General features: G+C 67.5%; 13 protein-coding genes. 4 read left to right on the forward strand and 9 right to left on the reverse strand.

Annotation, left to right across the window (positions count from 1 at the left end; all coding sequences use genetic code 11):
- Positions 1–25 precede the first annotated feature (25 nt).
- Positions 26–496: a 30S ribosomal protein S7 gene (gene rpsG / locus ABEA43_RS02495; protein WP_020542314.1), complete on the reverse strand. Its 471-nt coding sequence runs from the start codon at positions 494–496 to the stop codon at positions 26–28.
- Positions 497–498: 2 nt separating this feature from the next.
- Positions 499–873, reverse strand: a complete 375-nt coding sequence (gene rpsL, locus ABEA43_RS02500; protein WP_020542315.1) for a 30S ribosomal protein S12 — start codon at positions 871–873, stop codon at positions 499–501.
- A 571-nt stretch (positions 874–1,444) separates the two neighbouring features.
- Between rpsL and ABEA43_RS02505 the strand changes: the two genes are divergently transcribed.
- From ABEA43_RS02505 to ABEA43_RS02515, 3 genes are read left to right on the forward strand one after another with little or no spacing between them, the layout of a single operon-like run.
- Positions 1,445–2,695 carry an FHA domain-containing protein gene (locus ABEA43_RS02505; protein ID WP_345558157.1) on the forward strand — a complete coding sequence of 417 codons (1,251 nt, stop codon included), beginning with the start codon at positions 1,445–1,447 and terminating at the stop codon, positions 2,693–2,695.
- A gap of 15 nt (positions 2,696–2,710) precedes the next feature.
- Positions 2,711–3,310, forward strand: coding sequence for a hypothetical protein (locus ABEA43_RS02510; RefSeq protein WP_345558159.1), 600 nt, complete (start codon positions 2,711–2,713; stop codon positions 3,308–3,310).
- Positions 3,307–3,690 (forward strand): DUF5955 family protein, encoded by a 384-nt coding sequence (locus ABEA43_RS02515; RefSeq protein WP_345558161.1) that lies wholly within the window; start codon positions 3,307–3,309, stop codon positions 3,688–3,690. The genes ABEA43_RS02510 and ABEA43_RS02515 overlap by 4 nt, the downstream gene beginning before the upstream one ends.
- Positions 3,691–3,904: 214 nt before the next feature.
- Here ABEA43_RS02515 and ABEA43_RS02520 read toward each other — a convergent pair whose 3' ends face one another.
- The 6 genes from ABEA43_RS02520 to ABEA43_RS02545 all read right to left on the reverse strand — a co-directional run bounded on the left by ABEA43_RS02520 (position 3,905) and on the right by ABEA43_RS02545 (position 14,975).
- A complete protein-coding gene (locus ABEA43_RS02520; RefSeq protein ID WP_345558162.1) occupies positions 3,905–7,780 on the reverse strand; it encodes a DNA-directed RNA polymerase subunit beta' in 3,876 nt (1,291 codons plus the stop codon).
- A gap of 17 nt (positions 7,781–7,797) precedes the next feature.
- Positions 7,798–11,268, reverse strand: a complete 3,471-nt coding sequence (rpoB, locus tag ABEA43_RS02525) for a DNA-directed RNA polymerase subunit beta (RefSeq protein ID WP_345558164.1) — start codon at positions 11,266–11,268, stop codon at positions 7,798–7,800.
- A 436-nt stretch (positions 11,269–11,704) separates the two neighbouring features.
- On the reverse strand, positions 11,705–12,190 hold the full coding sequence (locus ABEA43_RS02530; protein ID WP_345558166.1) for a hypothetical protein: 486 nt from the start codon (positions 12,188–12,190) through the stop codon (positions 11,705–11,707).
- Positions 12,191–12,198: 8 nt separating this feature from the next.
- Positions 12,199–12,699 (reverse strand): hypothetical protein, encoded by a 501-nt coding sequence (locus ABEA43_RS02535; RefSeq protein ID WP_345558168.1) that lies wholly within the window; start codon positions 12,697–12,699, stop codon positions 12,199–12,201.
- Between the two features lie 580 nt (positions 12,700–13,279).
- A complete protein-coding gene (locus ABEA43_RS02540; protein ID WP_345558170.1) occupies positions 13,280–14,281 on the reverse strand; it encodes an ABC transporter ATP-binding protein in 1,002 nt (333 codons plus the stop codon).
- Between the two features lie 127 nt (positions 14,282–14,408).
- Positions 14,409–14,975, reverse strand: a complete 567-nt coding sequence (locus ABEA43_RS02545) for a TetR/AcrR family transcriptional regulator (RefSeq protein ID WP_345558171.1) — start codon at positions 14,973–14,975, stop codon at positions 14,409–14,411.
- A 92-nt stretch (positions 14,976–15,067) separates the two neighbouring features.
- Here ABEA43_RS02545 and ABEA43_RS02550 point away from each other — a divergent pair, with 92 nt between their 5' ends.
- Entirely contained in the window at positions 15,068–15,469 is a 402-nt protein-coding gene (locus tag ABEA43_RS02550; protein WP_345558173.1) for a nuclear transport factor 2 family protein, read from the forward strand.
- A 51-nt stretch (positions 15,470–15,520) separates the two neighbouring features.
- Here the strand turns inward: ABEA43_RS02550 and ABEA43_RS02555 are convergent, their stop codons facing one another.
- A complete protein-coding gene (locus ABEA43_RS02555; protein WP_345558175.1) occupies positions 15,521–17,473 on the reverse strand; it encodes an ArnT family glycosyltransferase in 1,953 nt (650 codons plus the stop codon).
- Between the last annotated feature and the right edge of the window lie 75 nt (positions 17,474–17,548).

Consider the following 17,548-nt stretch of genomic DNA (forward strand, 5'->3'; position numbering starts at 1 on the left):
CGTCGTCTCGTCGAAGCCGCCGGTATTACCAGCGGTAGTGGGCGAAGGCCTTGTTGGACTCGGCCATCTTGTGGGTGTCTTCGCGCTTCTTGACGCTCGCCCCGAGGCCGTTGCTGGCGTCGAGAAGCTCGTTCATGAGGCGCTCGGTCATGGTCTTCTCGCGGCGGGCGCGGGAGTACTGCACCAGCCAGCGCAGGGCCAGGGTGGTGCTGCGCGCGGCGCGCACCTCGACCGGCACCTGGTAGGTCGCGCCACCGACCCGGCGGCTGCGAACCTCGAGGGTGGGCTTGACGTTGTCAAGCGCGCGCTTGAGGGTGACGACCGGGTCGTTGCCCGTCTTCTCCCTGCAGCCCTCGAGGGCGCCGTAGACGATCGACTGCGCGATGGAGCGCTTGCCGTCCAGGAGCACCTTGTTGATCAGGGCGGTGACGAGCGGCGAGCTGTAAACCGGGTCAGCCATGAGCTGACGGCGGCCAGGAGAACCCTTACGAGGCATAGTTAGCTCTTCTCCTTCTTCGCGCCGTAACGGCTACGGGCCTGCTTGCGGTTGCGGACACCCTGGGTGTCGAGCGAACCGCGGATGATCTTGTACCGAACACCAGGCAGGTCCTTCACACGACCGCCACGCACGAGCACGATGGAGTGCTCCTGGAGGTTGTGACCCACACCGGGGATGTACGCCGTGACCTCGATGCCGTTCGTGAGCCGAACACGGGCCACCTTGCGCAGCGCCGAGTTGGGCTTCTTCGGAGTCGTGGTGTAAACGCGCTGGCACACGCCGCGCCGCTGCGGACTCCCCTTGAGGGCAGGAGTCTTGGTCTTGGAGACCTTGTCCTGCCGGCCCTTGCGGACCAACTGCTGAATAGTGGGCACTGCCACTCCGTTTCGTGCCTTGGCCGGTGTTACGTCGTCATCTTGCTTTTCGCAGGTTCTGCCGGTGTCATGACCTGCTGGTTTTCCTTGCCCCGGTGCCCCCGCGCTCGGGCGTGTCGCGCTATTCGCACAGACACATCCGCGAGGATTACGAGCCAGGAAGCCGTCCCCGTGCCCGCAATGAGCGCACGGCCGAGAGCCCGCATAGAGACGGGCACGATGTCCAAGACTACCTAGGCCCATGCGACACGTCAAAACGGCGCGACAAGACCCACAAGTCTTGCCACTCCGGATCGCCCGGGGCCTACTTCATCCAGCCCATCTACAGCTCCGGCATCAATGATATAGGGCGTCGGGGGCTTTCGTGCCCGAGTCTGCGAACCGCCATCCGACCGTAACCCGGCCTTCTCACCTGCGCCGTCTTCTGGGCGGGAACCCCGCGCATCCCTAGGGTAATCCCTAGGTCACTCCCTGAAGCGGCGGCCGCGGCGCCGGATTAGCGTCCTGTCCACCCGTCGAGAGGGAGGACAGATGACACTGATCCGGCACGACCCTCAGCGCGGAGGGCGGATTGTCTGAGCAGGCCGCGCCCTGGCCGGGGCCGCCCCCCTTCCACGCCTCCGCAGTCGAGCTCGTCATCCTCGCACCCCAGGAGCTGCGCGGACGCAGCTTTCCCGTCTCGGAGACCCCCGCCGAGCTCGGCCGCACGGCGGAGCTGCGGATCGACTCCGAGGAGATCAGCCGCAGGCACGCCAGGATCTGGTCGTCCGCGGGCGCGGTCTGGATCGCCGACTGCGGCTCGACGAACGGCACCTGGGTCAACGGCACGCGGATCATGCAGCCCGTATGCGTCGAGCCGGGCCAGCACATCCGCCTGGGCGGCGTCGAAGCCGTCCTGCAGGTCACCGCCGCCTTCCCCCAGGACGCAGGACCTGACGAGCACCACGCCACGACCTCCGCCCCGATCCAGCGGCCCGCGAACACCACCCGCTACCTCTGCGCGGCCGGCTACATCGACGAGTCCTTCTGCCACGAGGTCATCAGCGAGACCTTAGGCCGCCCCTACCGCGCCAGCGCGCCCTCCTACGGCGTGGACCTGCCCGCCGTCGTCAAGCACGCGCTGGCCGCCGAGCGCCACCGTACGATCCGCGACGTGCTCCTGCTGCTCATCGGCCTGGCCATGGCCGGGCTGGTGGCGGCGGGCGCGGCCGGGGCGCTGCCCGACCTGGACGCGCTGGAGGACATCACTGACGTCGGCAGTTCGAGCGCGTTGCGGCTGGCCGTGCTCGCCCTGCTGCCGCTGACGCTGGCGTGGCTGGTGGTGGCCGTGCACCTCTTCTACACGCGGGTCGTCGTGCTCGGCGGCCGGCTGGCCAGCCGCCGCTTCTCCCCCAGCAGAGCGCCGACGCCGCTCGCCCCGAGCGCCCGCCGCCAGACGAGCCGCCTCCTGCAAGCCCAGCGCGGCAACGTCACGGTGTTCGCCGACTATCTGCCGTTCGTCGGGAGCGGCGTCGACTACCACGCCTGGTCGTTCGCCATCGACACCACCAAGGCCGCGCGCAAGGACCGGCCCCCGAAGCCCTTCCACGCCGACGACGTGCACGCCTGCCTGGCCAAGGAGGTCGCGGCCACGGGGCTGCCCAACCTGCGGCTGTCGGAGCAGCTGTTCATCAACGGCGTGGACATCAACAACGCCCCCGGCCTGCTGCCCGACCCGCTCGCGCCGCCGGTGACGTCGGTCGACGCCGACCTGCTGCAGGCGGTCACGCGCTCGCCGGAGTCCTCAGGCCGCGTCTACCTCAGCGTCGAGGTCGCCGGCTGAGGCGGCCAGCTGATCGTGACCGTCTTCCTGCGTGCCGTACGGCTGCGCGGCTCGCTCTTCCTGGAGGGCGCCACGTTCATGCTGTATCCGCTGGCGCGCAGGTTCTTCCTCGTGGACAAGGTGTCCACCGACGTGCTCACCGGTTTCGTCGTGGCGGTGGGCCGCGGCGCGGCCACGACGGTCCCCCTCCTGCTCGGCTCCCCGTATCGGCTCGGCAAGCGCTGGGGCCGCGCCGCCGCCAGGCACCGGCGCGAACGCGACGACCGCGCCGTCATCCAGAGCCGCGGCCTGTACGACTACGGCGCCCGCGTGAGCGTACGGGAGCTTGCCATGGGCGCCGACCTGCGGCGCTTCTTCATCGAACGCGACGTCGAGATGTTCGACAAGGTCGTCCACGAGGCCGTGTTCAAGGGCATGGCCAAGTTCCTGGTGGAGCACGACATCGACACCGGCGAGGCGGCCCAGCTCATCACCCAGATCACCAACAACAAGATCGACCTCCGTGGCGCCCAGGGCCTCAACTTCGGCAACGCCCCCGGCTCCAACTTCGGCAACGCGCAGGGCTCGAACTTCCGCGGCAGCTCCGCCGAACCGCAGAAAGGCGGCACTCCATGAACGACCATCCGGCACGCGACAGGGACGGCGGCCACACCGGCGGCGTCAACTACGGCAACGCCCCCGGCTCCAATTTCGGCACGGCCAACAACTCCGACTTCCGCGGCACGATCAACAACTACGGCGACCCCGCCCAGCAGGAGGAGCTGCGGGCCCTGATCGCCGGCCTGCAAGCCGCCGTCGCCCGTTACCACCATCAGCTGGCCGATCCCCAGGGCGCCACGACGGCGGTCGAGATGCTGCAGGAGGAGGCGCGGGGCGAGCAACGCCCGAATCGCCTCACCTCGTTCCTGGCCATGCTGACCGCCTCCGCCGGCGGCGTGACGGCGATCACCGAGGCCGCGGCCAAGGCCAAGGAGCTCATCGCCTCGATGCTGTGACCCTGCGCGGACCACGGAAGGGGCCCACAGGGCGGCGTGACGGCGCTCAGCCGGTGACGGGCTCAGCAGGCGTCTCCCTGGAAGGCCCCCGGCCCCGTGCGGCGTCTGGGGCTACCACGGCACCGCGTAACGGGGAGAAAGACCGCAAAGCACCGCGCCCGGGCCTCTCAGAACGAGAGACCCGGGCGCGGTGTCTACCAGCGACTGAAAACGATCACCGGTTGTACTGACCGAAGTCGTACTCCTCCAGAGGCACGGCCTCGCCGCTGCCGGTGCCGAAGGTGTAGTCGGCCGCGGAGCCGTCGTAGCCGCCCACGGTGTACATGGCGGCCTTCGCCTCCTCGGTGGGATCCACCCGGATGTTGCGGTACTGGGGCATGCCCGTACCGGCCGGGATGAGCTTACCGATGATGACGTTCTCCTTCAGGCCCAGGAGCGAGTCGGACTTGGCGTGGATCGCCGCGTCCGTCAGGACCCTGGTCGTCTCCTGGAAGGAGGCCGCCGACAGCCACGACTCGGTGGCGAGCGACGCCTTCGTGATGCCCATGAGCACCGGACGACCGGCGGCCGGCTGGCCGCTCTCCGCCACCGTCTCGCGGTTCATCAGCTCGAAGCGCGGACGCTCCACGAGCTCGCCGGGCAGCAGGCTGGTGTCGCCGGACTCCAGCACGTTCACGCGCTTGAGCATCTGCCGCACGATGATCTCGATGTGCTTGTCGTGGATCGACACACCCTGCGACCGGTAGACCTGCTGGACCTCCGCCACCAGGTGCAGCTGCACGGCCCGCGGGCCGAGGATGCGCAGCACCTCGTTGGGGTTGACCGCACCGGCCACGAGCTGCTGGCCGACCGTGATGCGCTGGCCGTCCTGCACGAGCAGGCGCGAACGCATCGACACCGGGTACGCGATCTCCTCCGAGCCGTCGTCGGGGGTGATCACGATCTTCCTGGTCTTGTCGGTCTCGTCGATGCGAGCCCGGCCCTCGGCCTCGGAGATCGGGGCGACACCCTTGGGGATGCGCGCCTCGAACAGCTCCGTGACACGGGGCAGACCGTGAGTGATGTCGGCGCCGGCCACACCACCGGTGTGGAACGTACGCATGGTCAGCTGCGTGCCCGGCTCACCGATCGACTGGGCGGCGATGATGCCGACCGCCTCGCCGACGTCCACGAGCTTGCCGGTGGCCAGCGAGCGGCCGTAGCAGGTCGCGCAGACACCGATCTTGGCCTCGCAGACGAGCGCACTGCGGGTGCGCACGGTCTCGACGCCGGCCTCGACCAGCGCGGTGACGTGAATGTCGTTGATGTCGACACCCGCGGGGGCGACGATCTTGCCGTCGACCTCGACGTCCTCGGCCAGGATGCGGCCGTGCACGTTGGACTCGGCGTTCTCCGCCTTGACCAGGTTGCCGGACGCGTCACGGTCGGCCACGTGCAGCGGGACCGCGCGGTCGGTGCCGCAGTCGATCTCACGCACGATGACGTCCTGCGCCACGTCCACCAGACGACGGGTCAGGTAACCCGAGTCGGCGGTACGCAGAGCGGTGTCAGCCAGACCCTTCCGCTGACCGTGGGTGGAGATGAAGTACTCCAGCACCGACAGGCCCTCGCGGAACGAGGCCTTGATCGGCCGCGGGATCGTCTCACCCTTGGTGTTGGACACCAGGCCGCGGATGCCGGCGATCTGCCGGACCTGCATCTTGTTACCACGGGCGCCGGAGTTGACCATCATCCAGACCGGGTTGGTCGCCGGGAAGGCGTTGACCATGTCGGTCTCGACGTCGGCCGTCGCGTGCGTCCAGATCTCGATGAGCTCCTGACGGCGCTCCTCGTCGGTGATCAGACCGCGCTCGTACTCGCGCTGAACCTTGTCGGCCCGGCGCTCGTAGTTCTCCATGATGCTGGTCTTGTTCGGGGGCGCGACGACGTCCTCGATCGAGATCGTGACACCGGAGCGCGTCGCCCAGCGGAAGCCGGCGTCCTTGAGCGCGTCGAGCGAGTTGGCGACATCGATCTTGGGGTAGGTCTCCGCCAGCTCGTTCACGATCGTGGACAGCTGCTTCTTGCCGACCTGGAAGTCGACGAACGGGTAGCTGTCGGGCAGCGTCAGGTTGAACAGGCACCGGCCGAACGTCGTCTCCAGCCGGATCGCGTCACCCTGCTCCCAGCCCTCGGGAGCGACCCACTCGCGCGGCGGCAGGACGTCCTTCATCCGGATCTGGATCTTCGCCTGAATCTCCAGCTCGCCCCGGTCGAAGGCCATCTGCGCCTCGGCGATCGAGCCGAACACGCGGCCCTCGCCGATCGCCCCGTCCTTCTGGGTGGTCAGCCAGTAGAGGCCGATGACCATGTCCTGGGTGGGCATCGTCACGGGCTTGCCGTCGGCCGGCTTGAGGATGTTGTTGGTCGAGAGCATCAGGATGCGAGCCTCGGCCTGGGCCTCAGCCGACAGCGGCAGGTGCACGGCCATCTGGTCGCCGTCGAAGTCCGCGTTGAACGCGGTGCAGACGAGCGGGTGGATCTGGATGGCCTTGCCCTCGACCAACTGCGGCTCGAACGCCTGGATGCCCAGACGGTGGAGCGTCGGAGCACGGTTGAGCAGCACCGGGTGCTCGGTGATGACCTCTTCGAGCACGTCCCACACCACAGGGCGGGCGCGCTCGACCATCCGCTTGGCCGACTTGATGTTCTGGGCGTGGTTGAGGTCCACGAGCCGCTTCATCACGAACGGCTTGAACAGCTCCAGCGCCATCTGCTTGGGCAGACCGCACTGGTGCAGCTTGAGCTGCGGGCCGACGACGATGACCGAACGGCCGGAGTAGTCGACTCGCTTGCCCAGAAGGTTCTGGCGGAAGCGGCCCTGCTTGCCCTTGAGCATGTCGCTCAGGGACTTCAGCGGCCTGTTGCCGGGACCCGTCACCGGGCGACCGCGACGGCCGTTGTCGAACAGCGCGTCCACGGCCTCCTGGAGCATCCGCTTCTCGTTGTTCACGATGATCTCGGGCGCGCCGAGGTCGAGAAGCCTCTTGAGGCGGTTGTTCCGGTTGATGACCCGGCGGTACAGGTCGTTCAGGTCGGAGGTCGCGAACCGGCCACCGTCGAGCTGCACCATCGGGCGCAGGTCCGGCGGGATGACCGGGATGCAGTCGAGCACCATGCCGCGCGGCGAGTTGGTGGTGTTCAGGAACGCCGACACGACCTTGAGCCGCTTGAGCGCGCGGGCCTTCTTCTGGCCCTTGCCGCTGCGGATCGTCTCGCGCAGGCTCTCAGATTCGACGTCGAGGTCGAAGCTGATCAGGCGGTCCTGGATCGCCTGCGCGCCCATGCCGCCCTTGAAGTAGCGGCCGAAGCGGTCGCGCATCTCGCGGTAGAGCAGCTCGTCGCCCTCGAGGTCCTGGACCTTGAGGTTCTTGAAGCGGCTCCAGACCTCGTCGAGCCGGTCCAGCTCGCGCTGGGCCCGGTCGCGGAGCTGACGCATCTCGCGCTCGGCGCCCTCGCGGACCTTGCGGCGCTGGTCGCCCTTGGCGCCGGCCGCCTCGAGCTCGGCCAGGTCGCCCTCAAGCTTCTTCTGCCTGGCTTCGACGTCGGCGTCGCGGCGCTGCTCGATGTGCTGCCGCTCGACGGAGATCTTCGCCTCCAGCGACGGCAGGTCACGCTCACGCATCTCGGTGTCGACATGCGTGATCATGTAGGCCGCGAAGTAGATGACCTTCTCCAGGTCCTTCGGGGCCAGGTCGAGCAGGTAGCCGAGCCGGGAGGGAACGCCCTTGAAGTACCAGATGTGCGTGACAGGCGCGGCCAGCTCGATGTGGCCCATCCGCTCACGACGCACCTTGGCGCGAGTCACCTCGACGCCACAGCGCTCACAGATGATGCCCTTGAAGCGGACGCGCTTGTACTTGCCGCAGTAGCACTCCCAGTCGCGGGTCGGACCGAAGATCTTCTCGCAGAAGAGCCCGTCCTTTTCCGGCTTGAGGGTTCGGTAGTTGATGGTCTCTGGCTTCTTGACCTCGCCGTGCGACCACTGACGGATGTCATCGGCGGTCGCAAGACCGATCCTGAGCTCGTCGAAGAAGTTGACGTCTAGCATTTTGTGCGATCTCCCCCTCAGACTTCTTCCACGCTGCTCGGCTCACGCCGGGACAGGTCGATACCGAGCTCTTCCGCCGCGCGGAAGACGTCCTCGTCGGTGTCCCGCATCTCGATGGACATGCCGTCGCTGGAGAGCACCTCGACGTTCAGGCACAGCGACTGCATTTCCTTGATGAGGACCTTGAAGGACTCGGGGATACCGGGCTCGGGGATGTTCTCGCCCTTGACGATCGCCTCGTAGACCTTCACGCGGCCCAGGACGTCGTCGGACTTGATGGTCAGCAGCTCCTGCAGGGCGTAGGCCGCGCCGTACGCCTCCAGCGCCCACACTTCCATCTCACCGAAACGCTGGCCGCCGAACTGGGCCTTACCGCCGAGCGGCTGCTGGGTGATCATGGAGTAGGGACCGGTCGACCGTGCGTGGATCTTGTCGTCGACCAGGTGAAGCAACTTAAGGATGTAGATGTAGCCGACCGAGATCGGATAGGGGAACGGCTCGCCTGAGCGGCCGTCGAACAGGCGGGCCTTGCCGCTCTGCTGCACCATCCGGTCACCGTCGCGGTTGGCGATGGTGCTGTCGAGCAGGCCGACGATCTCCTCCTCATGGGCGCCGTCGAAGACCGGCGTGGCCATGTTGGTGCGCGGGGCGACCCTTTCGAAGCCCTTGTCGCGCAGCCGTCCGGCCCAGGCCTCCTGGACGCCGGAGATGTCCCACCCTCTGGCGGCGATCCACCCGAGGTGGGTCTCCAGCACCTGGCCGACGTTCATTCGGCCGGGCACGCCCAGGGGGTTGAGGATGATGTCGACCGGGGTGCCGTCCTCCAGGAACGGCATGTCCTCGACCGGGAGGATCTTGGAGATGACGCCCTTGTTACCGTGCCGACCGGCGAGCTTGTCGCCGTCGGTGATCTTGCGCTTCTGGGCCACGTAGACGCGGACCAGCTCGTTGACACCCGGCGGCAGCTCGTCGCCCTCCTCGCGGCTGAACACGCGCACGTGGATGACCTTGCCCTGCTCGCCGTGCGGCACCTTCAGCGAGGTGTCGCGGACTTCGCGGGCCTTCTCGCCGAAGATCGCGCGAAGCAGCCGCTCCTCCGGCGTCAGCTCGGTCTCGCCCTTGGGCGTGACCTTGCCGACGAGGATGTCGCCGGGTACGACCTCGGCGCCGATCCGGATGATCCCGCGCTCGTCGAGGTCGGCCAGGACCTCTTCGGAGACGTTGGGGATGTCGCGGGTGATCTCCTCCGGGCCCAGCTTGGTGTCACGGGCGTCGACCTCGTGCTCCTCGATGTGGATCGAGGAGAGGACGTCGTCCTGGACCAGCCGCTGAGACAGGATGATCGCGTCTTCGTAGTTGTGGCCTTCCCATGGCATGAACGCCACGAGCAGGTTCTTGCCCAGGGCCATCTCGCCGCCGTCGGTGCAGGGACCGTCGGCGATGACCTGGTTGACCTCGACCCGGTCACCCTCGGCGACGATGGGCTTCTGGTTGAAGCTCGTGCCCTGGTTGGAGCGCTTGAACTTCGCCACCCGGTACGTCGTCCGCGTCCCGTCGTCGTTCATGACCGTGACGTAGTCGGCGGAGACCTCCTCGACCACGCCGGCCTTCTCGGCGCTGATGACGTCGCCGGCGTCGGTCGCGGCACGGTATTCCATGCCGGTGCCGACCAGCGGCGCCTCGCTCTTGAGCAGCGGCACCGACTGGCGCTGCATGTTGGAGCCCATGAGCGCGCGGTTGGCGTCGTCGTGCTCCAGGAAGGGGATCATCGCGGTGGCGACCGACACCATCTGGCGCGGCGACACGTCGATGTAGTCGACCTCCTCGGCCCGCATGAGCTCCGTCTCACCGCCCTTGGTGCGGACCAGGACGCGGGCCTCGGCGAACGTGCCGTCGGCGTTGAGCACCGTGTTGGCCTGCGCCTTGACGTAACGGTCTTCCTCGTCGGCGGTGAGGTAGTCGACCTGTCCGGTCACCCGGCCGTCGACGACCTTGCGGTAAGGCGTCTCGACGAAGCCGAAGGCGTTGATCCGGCCGTAGGAGGCCAGCGAGCCGATCAGACCGATGTTGGGACCTTCGGGGGTCTCGATCGGGCACATCCGGCCATAGTGGGACGGGTGCACGTCACGAACCTCGAAGCCGGCCCGCTCACGCGACAGACCGCCCGGACCCAGCGCGGACAGACGCCGCTTGTGCGTCAGCCCGGCCAGCGGGTTGGTCTGGTCCATGAACTGCGACAGCTGCGAGGTGCCGAAGAACTCCTTGATCGACGCCACGACCGGGCGGATGTTGATCAGGGTCTGCGGGGTGATGGCCTCGACGTCCTGCGTGGTCATCCGCTCGCGGACGACGCGCTCCATGCGGGCCAGGCCCAGGCGGACCTGGTTCTGGATGAGCTCGCCGACGCTGCGCAGGCGGCGGTTGCCGAAGTGGTCGATGTCGTCGACCTCGACGATGACCTCGCGGTCATTGGCGCCCGGCATCGAGTCCTCGCCCGCGTGGAGGCGGACGATGTACTCGATCGTGGCGACGATGTCCTCTTCGGTCAGCGTGCCCTGAGTGATCTCGGAGTCGACACCGAGCTTCTTGTTGATCTTGTACCGGCCGACCTTGGCGAGGTCGTACCGCTTGGGGTTGAAGTACAGGTTCTCCAGCAGGGTCTGCGCCGACTCCTTGGTCGGCGGCTCACCCGGGCGCAGTTTGCGGTAGATGTCGAGCAGCGCGTCGTCCTGGCCGGCCGTGTGGTCCTTCTCCAGGGTGGCGCGCATCGACTCGTACTGGCCGAACCGCTCGAGGATCTGCTCGCTGGTCCATCCCAGTGCCTTGAGAAGCACGGTGACGGCCTGCTTGCGCTTGCGGTCGATGCGCACACCGACGCTGTCGCGCTTGTCGATCTCGAACTCCAGCCAGGCACCCCTGGACGGGATGACCTTGCAGCCGTACAGGTCCTTGTCGGACGTCTTGTCGACATTGCGTTCAAAGTAGACGCCGGGCGAACGGACCAGCTGGGAGACCACGACACGCTCGGTGCCGTTGATGATGAAAGTGCCTTTCGGGGTCATGAGCGGGAAGTCGCCCATGAAGACCGTCTGGCTCTTGATCTCACCCGTGGTGTTATTGATGAACTCCGCCGTGACGAACATCGGGGCGGAGAAGGTCATGTCCTTGTCTTTGCACTCATCGACTGAGTACTTGGGCGGCTCGAACCGATGGTCGCGGAACGACAAGGACATGGTCCCCGAGAAGTCCTCGATGGGACTGATCTCTTCGAAGATCTCTTCGAGGCCCGACTGGGTCGGGACGTCCTTGCGCCCGGCCTGGCGAGCCGCCTCTACCCGGGCCTTCCACTTCTCGTTGCCGAGCAGCCAGTCGAAAGACTCGGTCTGCAGAGCGAGAAGATCAGGAACTTCGAGGGGCTCCTGGATACGCGAAAACGAGACGCGACGGGGACCAGCGGGTACGGCGGAGGCGTTGCGCGAGGCTGCCAACAGATGTCCTTCCGAGGGCTCGCGGCGGACTGACTACACGCACGCCAGACAACCTCGCAACGTGAGCAAGCATCACGGGTCGTCAAAGGGCAGCGCAAAGGGGCAGTGTAGCCGAACGGCACACGCCTGTCCACTTCGCTCTCGCTGCATGCTTCACGTTGGTCGCAGCATCGCCCGTTCAGGCGGAAACGTCAAGCCCACAAGCCCGACTTTTAGCCGACTAGGGGCCCGGACGCTGGGTTTTCTCCCCTGTGTGACCGGTCGCCTACCGCCAGGCCCAAGACGATACCCGCGATCGTGGGCGGTTAACGCTCTGTCACACCGAGGGTCGAACCCATACCGACAACCGGTGTAGCTGTGACTGAGGTACCCCTGTCAATGGCTGCGCTAAACCTGATTTTTAGTAACAATTGAAGTAAGCGGCGCGCCCGTGCCGTCAGGCAGTGCCCAGGAGGGTCGAAAGATCAGCCACCAGCCACTGTGAATCTTGCCGCACCATGACGAACCTGGCGCGGCCCTGGGTGAACTGTTGCTCAGCCCCATCTTTACCTGGGATCTCCTTGACCGTACCAGTGTTCACGAAGAGCAGGACGTCGACACGATCGGGCTCCGCGCGCTCGATTCCGGCCCCCGCGACGGCCGCCGTCTGCACCATCTTCTGTGCCTTGGCCTTCGAGACCAAGGTCGTCGTCAGCTCCTTGTAGTGCTTGGTCAGTTCGCCTGTCGTGTGCGCGCCGGCCCGCGCCAGATCGGCCTCCACCGTCCGGTAGTCGTACGAGAGCAGATCCGGCGCGAACTTCCTGGCCGCGGCCATGGCCGCGGCACCCGACGCGTCGGCGTCACGCAGGTCGCGCAGGTTGAACCACATCGTCGGCACCAGCACGCCCCCGACGACCACCAGGACGCCCAGCAGGACGATCATGAAGGTTCTCACTTCACCTGCACCGCCTTCGACACCAGCCAGCCGCCGCCCACCTTGGTCAGGTCCATCGACCACCGGTAGAACCGCTCCTGCGGCGCGCTCTTCGAGCCGTCCCAGCGGATCTCCACGTCGGCCACGACCAGCACCTTGGCCGCCGTGTCCGTCATCGAGACCAGCCCGGTCGCGCGCAGCACGCCGTGCTGGACGACCTTGTTCGCGAGCGTGGTGGCCTTGAGCTTGCCGGCGTTGGCCGCGTACTCGGTCCTGGCCGCCCCGGTGGAGGTGTCGAGTATGCGCTGCACGTCCGTGGCGACGGTCTTGTAGTCGAGCGAGATCAAGTTCTTCGCGTGGGTCCCCGCCGCCAGCAGCGCGGCCTGCTTGTCGCCTGCCCTGCCCTGCTCGTCGCGCGCCTGCGCCGCGATCCACACGCCTGTGCCGACCAGCACCGCCAGCACCCCGCTGAGCGCCGCGATCAGGATGCGAGCGGGCCGGACGACGACTCCTGCCACGGCTGCTCACCCCTTCCCCGGTCGGTCGCCGGATCATAACGTGACACCCGCTCAGGAAGTCCTCGAAACAACCGAGACGGTTGGGCAACACCGCCCCGCCCCCGCCGGCCCACCCTGCCACGCGACTGGCTGTACGCCCGCCTACGGCCTCTCCGCGACACGTCAGCGCGCCGGCTCACCGGGCGCTCACGTCGGCACGTACGGCGCTCGCACACGACGCGTGCGTCACTCACAAGGCGCGTGCGTCACTCGTGCAAGGGCGGCGGAATTCCGGCGGCATGTCCGACTGAACGCAGGCACCTTTCCTGAGCGAATCGGTCAGGGCCGCCAGATTCCCCGCAAATGCCTCCAGAAGGCCCTCAGCGGCCCGCTGAGCGCCCAACGGGTCCTTCCCCTCCTCGGGCACCAGGGCGGCGTTCGAGAGCGGCGCGCAGGCCCTTCAGCAACGCCGCCACGAACGCCCCCGCCGCTACCCATGATCCGCGACCCGCGGGCTGACTCCGAGCCGAGCCGCCTCGTGTCGTGTCGTGTCGCGCAAGTCCAGCATCCCGAAAACCTGCGCAATGCGCGGCGCCTACCCCTACCTGATGCCGTGGAGATGGGCGTTGATCAGGCGGGGATACTCCTCCAGCCAGTTACGCCCACGCTCGTCCACGAACGACCCCTGCGGCGGGATCACCCCGTTGGCCGCCAGCCACGTGCCGGGCGGCTGCTGAGTACGGCGGATCTTGTTGCCGCTCGGCATGAGCTGCGGCGGGATCGGCGGCAGCGCACCCGGATCCTGGCCCATCTGCGCCTCGGCCTCCAGCTCGGAGACGTCCTTCTCCTCCGACATGCCGATCGGCCCGTGCTTCCTGGCGTTGAGGAACTGCCGCACCACCGGCTCGTCGCTCGACAGCAGCATCTCGCGCTGGCCGAACATGACCAGTTCCCGCCTGAACAGCAGGCCGATGCTGTCGGGGACCGTACGGGCGGTGTTGATGTCGTGGGTCACGATCAAAAACGTCGCCTCGATCTCGGCGTTGAGGTCGACGATGAGCTGGTTGAGGTACGCGGTACGTACCGGGTCGAGGCCCGAGTCCGGCTCGTCGAACAGGATGATCTCCGGGTCCAGCACCAGCGCCCTGGCCAGCCCCGCCCGCTTGCGCATGCCGCCGGAGATCTCGCCCGGCAGCTTGGACTCCGCGCCGAGCAGTCCGACGAGCTCCATCTTCGCCATCACGATCTGGCGGATCTGCGCCTCGGTCTTCTTGGTGTGCTCGCGCAACGGGAAGGCGATGTTGTCATAGAGGTTGAGCGAGCCGAAGAGTGCGCCGTCCTGGAACAGCACCCCGAACAACCGGCGCAGCTCGTAGAGCTTGTTCTCGTTGCAGTTGGCCAGGTCGTAGCCGTCGATCCAGATGTGTCCGCGATCGGGCCGCAGCAGCCCCACGAGCGTCTTGAGGAAGACAGACTTGCCGGTGCCCGACGGGCCGAGCAGCACCGAGATCTCGCCCGCAGGCAGCGTGAGCGAGACGTCCTCCCAGATGACCTGCCTACCGAACGACTTGGTCAACCCGTCGACCATGACTTCGACGCCCACTGGTCACCTTCCCGAACGCAGGGAGTATTCAGGGGATCACGTACCGCCGACTTTACGGGCAGAATGCCATCACCGTAGCGGCGTTCCGCCGAATTGGAACCTGTTCCAATAACTTGTTACGGGGCGGTTATGAGACGTCGGGTCCAGTAAGCGCCCGCAGCCCGGGGCGCAGCACGCGGGCGATCTCGTCCTGCGGCACTTCGCGCAGCTCGTCGAGATCGAGCAACTGGTGCCCGATGGTCACGCCCAGCATGATCGTCGTGATCAGCGCCGCCCGCAGCCGCGCGTCCTCGCCGGGGATCGACTCCGCCAGCCGGTCGATCTGCCGGCTCAGCGTCTGGCGCGCCGACGCGGCCGCCTCGGGATGCGTGAGCATGGAGCGCATCATGGCCAGCGTGCTCTGCGGCAGCTCGCCCATCTTCAGGTTGAGCGCACCGAGCACCTGCTCGACCAGCTCCTCCGCGCCCATGTCCGGCCCCGCCACCGGGGTCACGCGGACGGCCTGCTGGAAGAGCTCCTGCTTGCTGCCGAAGTACTGCATCACGAGCGCGGGATCGACCTCGGCCGCCTTGGCGATGGCGCGGATCGTGGCGCGCTCGAACCCCACTTCGGCGAAGAGTGCCCTGGCCGCGTCGAGGATCCGGCCCTCGGTCCTGCGCCGCCTCTCCACGCGCGGAAGCACCTTCTCACCCACGCCCTGACTCTACATGCGTTGACCGTTCCCTCATTTTCGCTCTACGCTCGTTGAGTCAACGTCCGTTGAGCGACTGCATCAAGGAGATCCCCATGTCCATCGACGAGATCGTCACCGGCTACCACGAGGCGATGCTGCACAAATCGGCCGACGAACTGGCCGACCTCTACGCGGTGGACGCGCTGCACGAGTTCCCGTTCGGGGGGCTGCCGCCGTTCAAGGGGCGGGAGGAGGTCCGCGCCGGCTATCACGCGATGTGGGACCCGGCTCCTTTCCGCGCCGAGGAAGTACGCCTGGAGGCGCTGCGCCGGACGCAGGATCCCGAAGTGGTGGTGGTCGAGCAGACCACCTTCGTCAAGGTCGGCGACCAGTCCATCACCGTCCCCGGCCTGCTGGTGCTCCGGATCAGGGACGGACAGATCATCCACACCAGGGACTACATGGACACCAGCGCCATCACCCAGGTCCGCCACGCCACCGGACTGCCGGCCTAGAGACCCACGGACGACTCTCAGCCGACACGTTGCGGCTGCGTCCTCGTTAGATCACCCCTTCGTGAGGTCGAAGACGGTGGTGCCGCCAACCGTGGTGCTGGTGAAGGTGTCCTGAACCCAGGCCGCGATCTGCGCCGCCTCGTCACTGCCACCCGTGCTCCCACGACCACCCCCCATGCCCGTACCGACGAAGTAGTGGATCTTCTTGTCAGCGACGTACTGCTTGAACTGCTCAAGCGTCGGCGCGGGATCGGTGCCGTTGAATCCGCCCACGGCCATCACGGGCGCTCCGCCGGCGAGCTGATAGGCGGCCGCGTTGTTGGAGCCCACGGTCGCGGCCGTCCACGTGTAGCCGGATGCGCCGCTCTCCAGCACAGCGGTCAGCTCGGCGGACGGCGTACCGGCGTTGAGCAACCCGCCCATGCCCATCCCGCCACGACCCATCCCGCCCCGGCCCATTCCACCCTGGCCGGTCCCCCCTTGAGCTGTACCACTTTGACCTGTGCGGCCCTGGGCCGTACCCGGCGGCTGTCGAGGTGACTGACCGCCATCACCAGCAGGAGGCTGTCCGGCCGCCTGGCCACCGCCCGGCCGCTGGAACCCACCGCCGCCCGGCCTCCCGAACCCACCGGTGGACGGCCCCGCCGTCGGGATGGCCCCGGTGTGCGCGGACGTGGCCGTGTCCACCGCGTACGCGGCAGGCCCCGCCAGGCAAGCGACGCACGCCACCACCGCGACAGTGACGACCACCACGACCCGGCGCGCGAAGAGCATCGCCAGGGCCGCGCCCAAGCCGGCGACGAGCACAGCGGCGCCAAGCCACGAGTTCCAGTCGGTGCTGCGCGACAGCAGGAAATAGGACCACACGGCCGTCCCCGCGGTGATCATGGCAAGCAGCCGGTACGCCTTCCGCTCCCACAGCACAGCCGCCCCCATGCCCACCAGCGCGGCGATGGCCGGCGCCAGCGCCACGGTGTAGTAGGCGTGGAAGATCCCCTGCATGAGGCTGAAGACCAGCCCGGTCACGACCAGCCAGCTCCCCCACACCCAGAACGCGGCCCGGACCGGATCGACCCGAGGCGCCCGCCGCGTGAACCAGGTCCCGGCCACCAGCAAAACCAGCGCCGCCGGCAGCAGCCAGGAAATCTGCCCGCCCGCCTCACTGTCGAACAGCCGCAGCCAGCCGGCCTCCTGGTTCAGATTGCCGAGCCCGCCGTAGTCGGCGCCGTTGAGCCGCCCGATGCCGTTGTAGCCGAGCGCCAGCTCCAGCACGCTGTTGGTCTGAGAACCCCCGATGTACGGCCGATCCGCCGCCGGCACCAACGCCACGGCCACCAGCCACCACCCCGCCGAGACCACCATGGCCGCACCCGCGAGCAGCAACTGCCACACCCGCCGCCAGAACGCCACCGGGGCCGTCACGAGGTAGACCAGCGCGAACCCCGGCAGGACCAGGAACGCCTGCATCATCTTCGCCAGGAACGCGAACCCGATCACGCTCCCCGCCAGCACCAGCCACCGCGTGCCGCCCCGCTCCTGGGCCCGCACCACGCAGTATCCGGCGACGGTCAGCAACAGCACCAGCAACGCGTCGGGGTTGTTGAACCTGAACATCAGCACGGCAACGGGAGTGAGCGCCATGACGGCCCCGGCCAGCAGCCCCGCCCAGGCGGTGAACAGCCGGCGCACGGAGGCGTACACCATCGCCACCGAGCCGACGCCCATGAGCGCCTGGGGGAGGAGGATGGCCCACGAGTTGAGCCCGAACAGCCGCACGCTGAGCACCATCGGCCACAGCGAGGCGGGCGTCTTGTCGACGGTTATCGCGTTGGCGGCGTCAGAGGCCCCGAAGAAGAACGCCTTCCAGCTCTGGCTACCCGCCTGCACCGCCGCCGAGTAGAAGGAATTGGCCCATCCTGAGGCCCCTAGACCCCAGATGTAGAGCACACCGGTGCCGACGAGCAGCCCGGCCAAGGCCCAACGAGACTTCGCTTCGATAACCACACCCGGAACGCTAGGCAAGCCCTTTGGCGTGGCGATGAGACGAACATGAAAATCTTCTAAGCCCCAGCACGCCCT

The organism is Nonomuraea rosea (genome assembly GCF_039539705.1).
Taxonomy (GTDB): Bacteria; Actinomycetota; Actinomycetes; order Streptosporangiales; family Streptosporangiaceae; genus Nonomuraea; species Nonomuraea rosea.

What these genes read in the sequence shown, in the direction of transcription:
- ABEA43_RS02550 (WP_345558173.1), top strand. Translation starts at nt 15,068, where the DNA reads ATGTCCATCGACGAGATCGTCACCGGCTACCACGAGGCGATGCTGCAC.
- ABEA43_RS02520 (WP_345558162.1), bottom strand. Translation starts at nt 7,780, where the DNA reads ATGCTAGACGTCAACTTCTTCGACGAGCTCAGGATCGGTCTTGCGACC.
- ABEA43_RS02530 (WP_345558166.1), bottom strand. Translation starts at nt 12,190, where the DNA reads ATGATCGTCCTGCTGGGCGTCCTGGTGGTCGTCGGGGGCGTGCTGGTG.
- rpsG (WP_020542314.1), bottom strand. Translation starts at nt 496, where the DNA reads ATGCCTCGTAAGGGTTCTCCTGGCCGCCGTCAGCTCATGGCTGACCCG.
- ABEA43_RS02515 (WP_345558161.1), top strand. Translation starts at nt 3,307, where the DNA reads ATGAACGACCATCCGGCACGCGACAGGGACGGCGGCCACACCGGCGGC.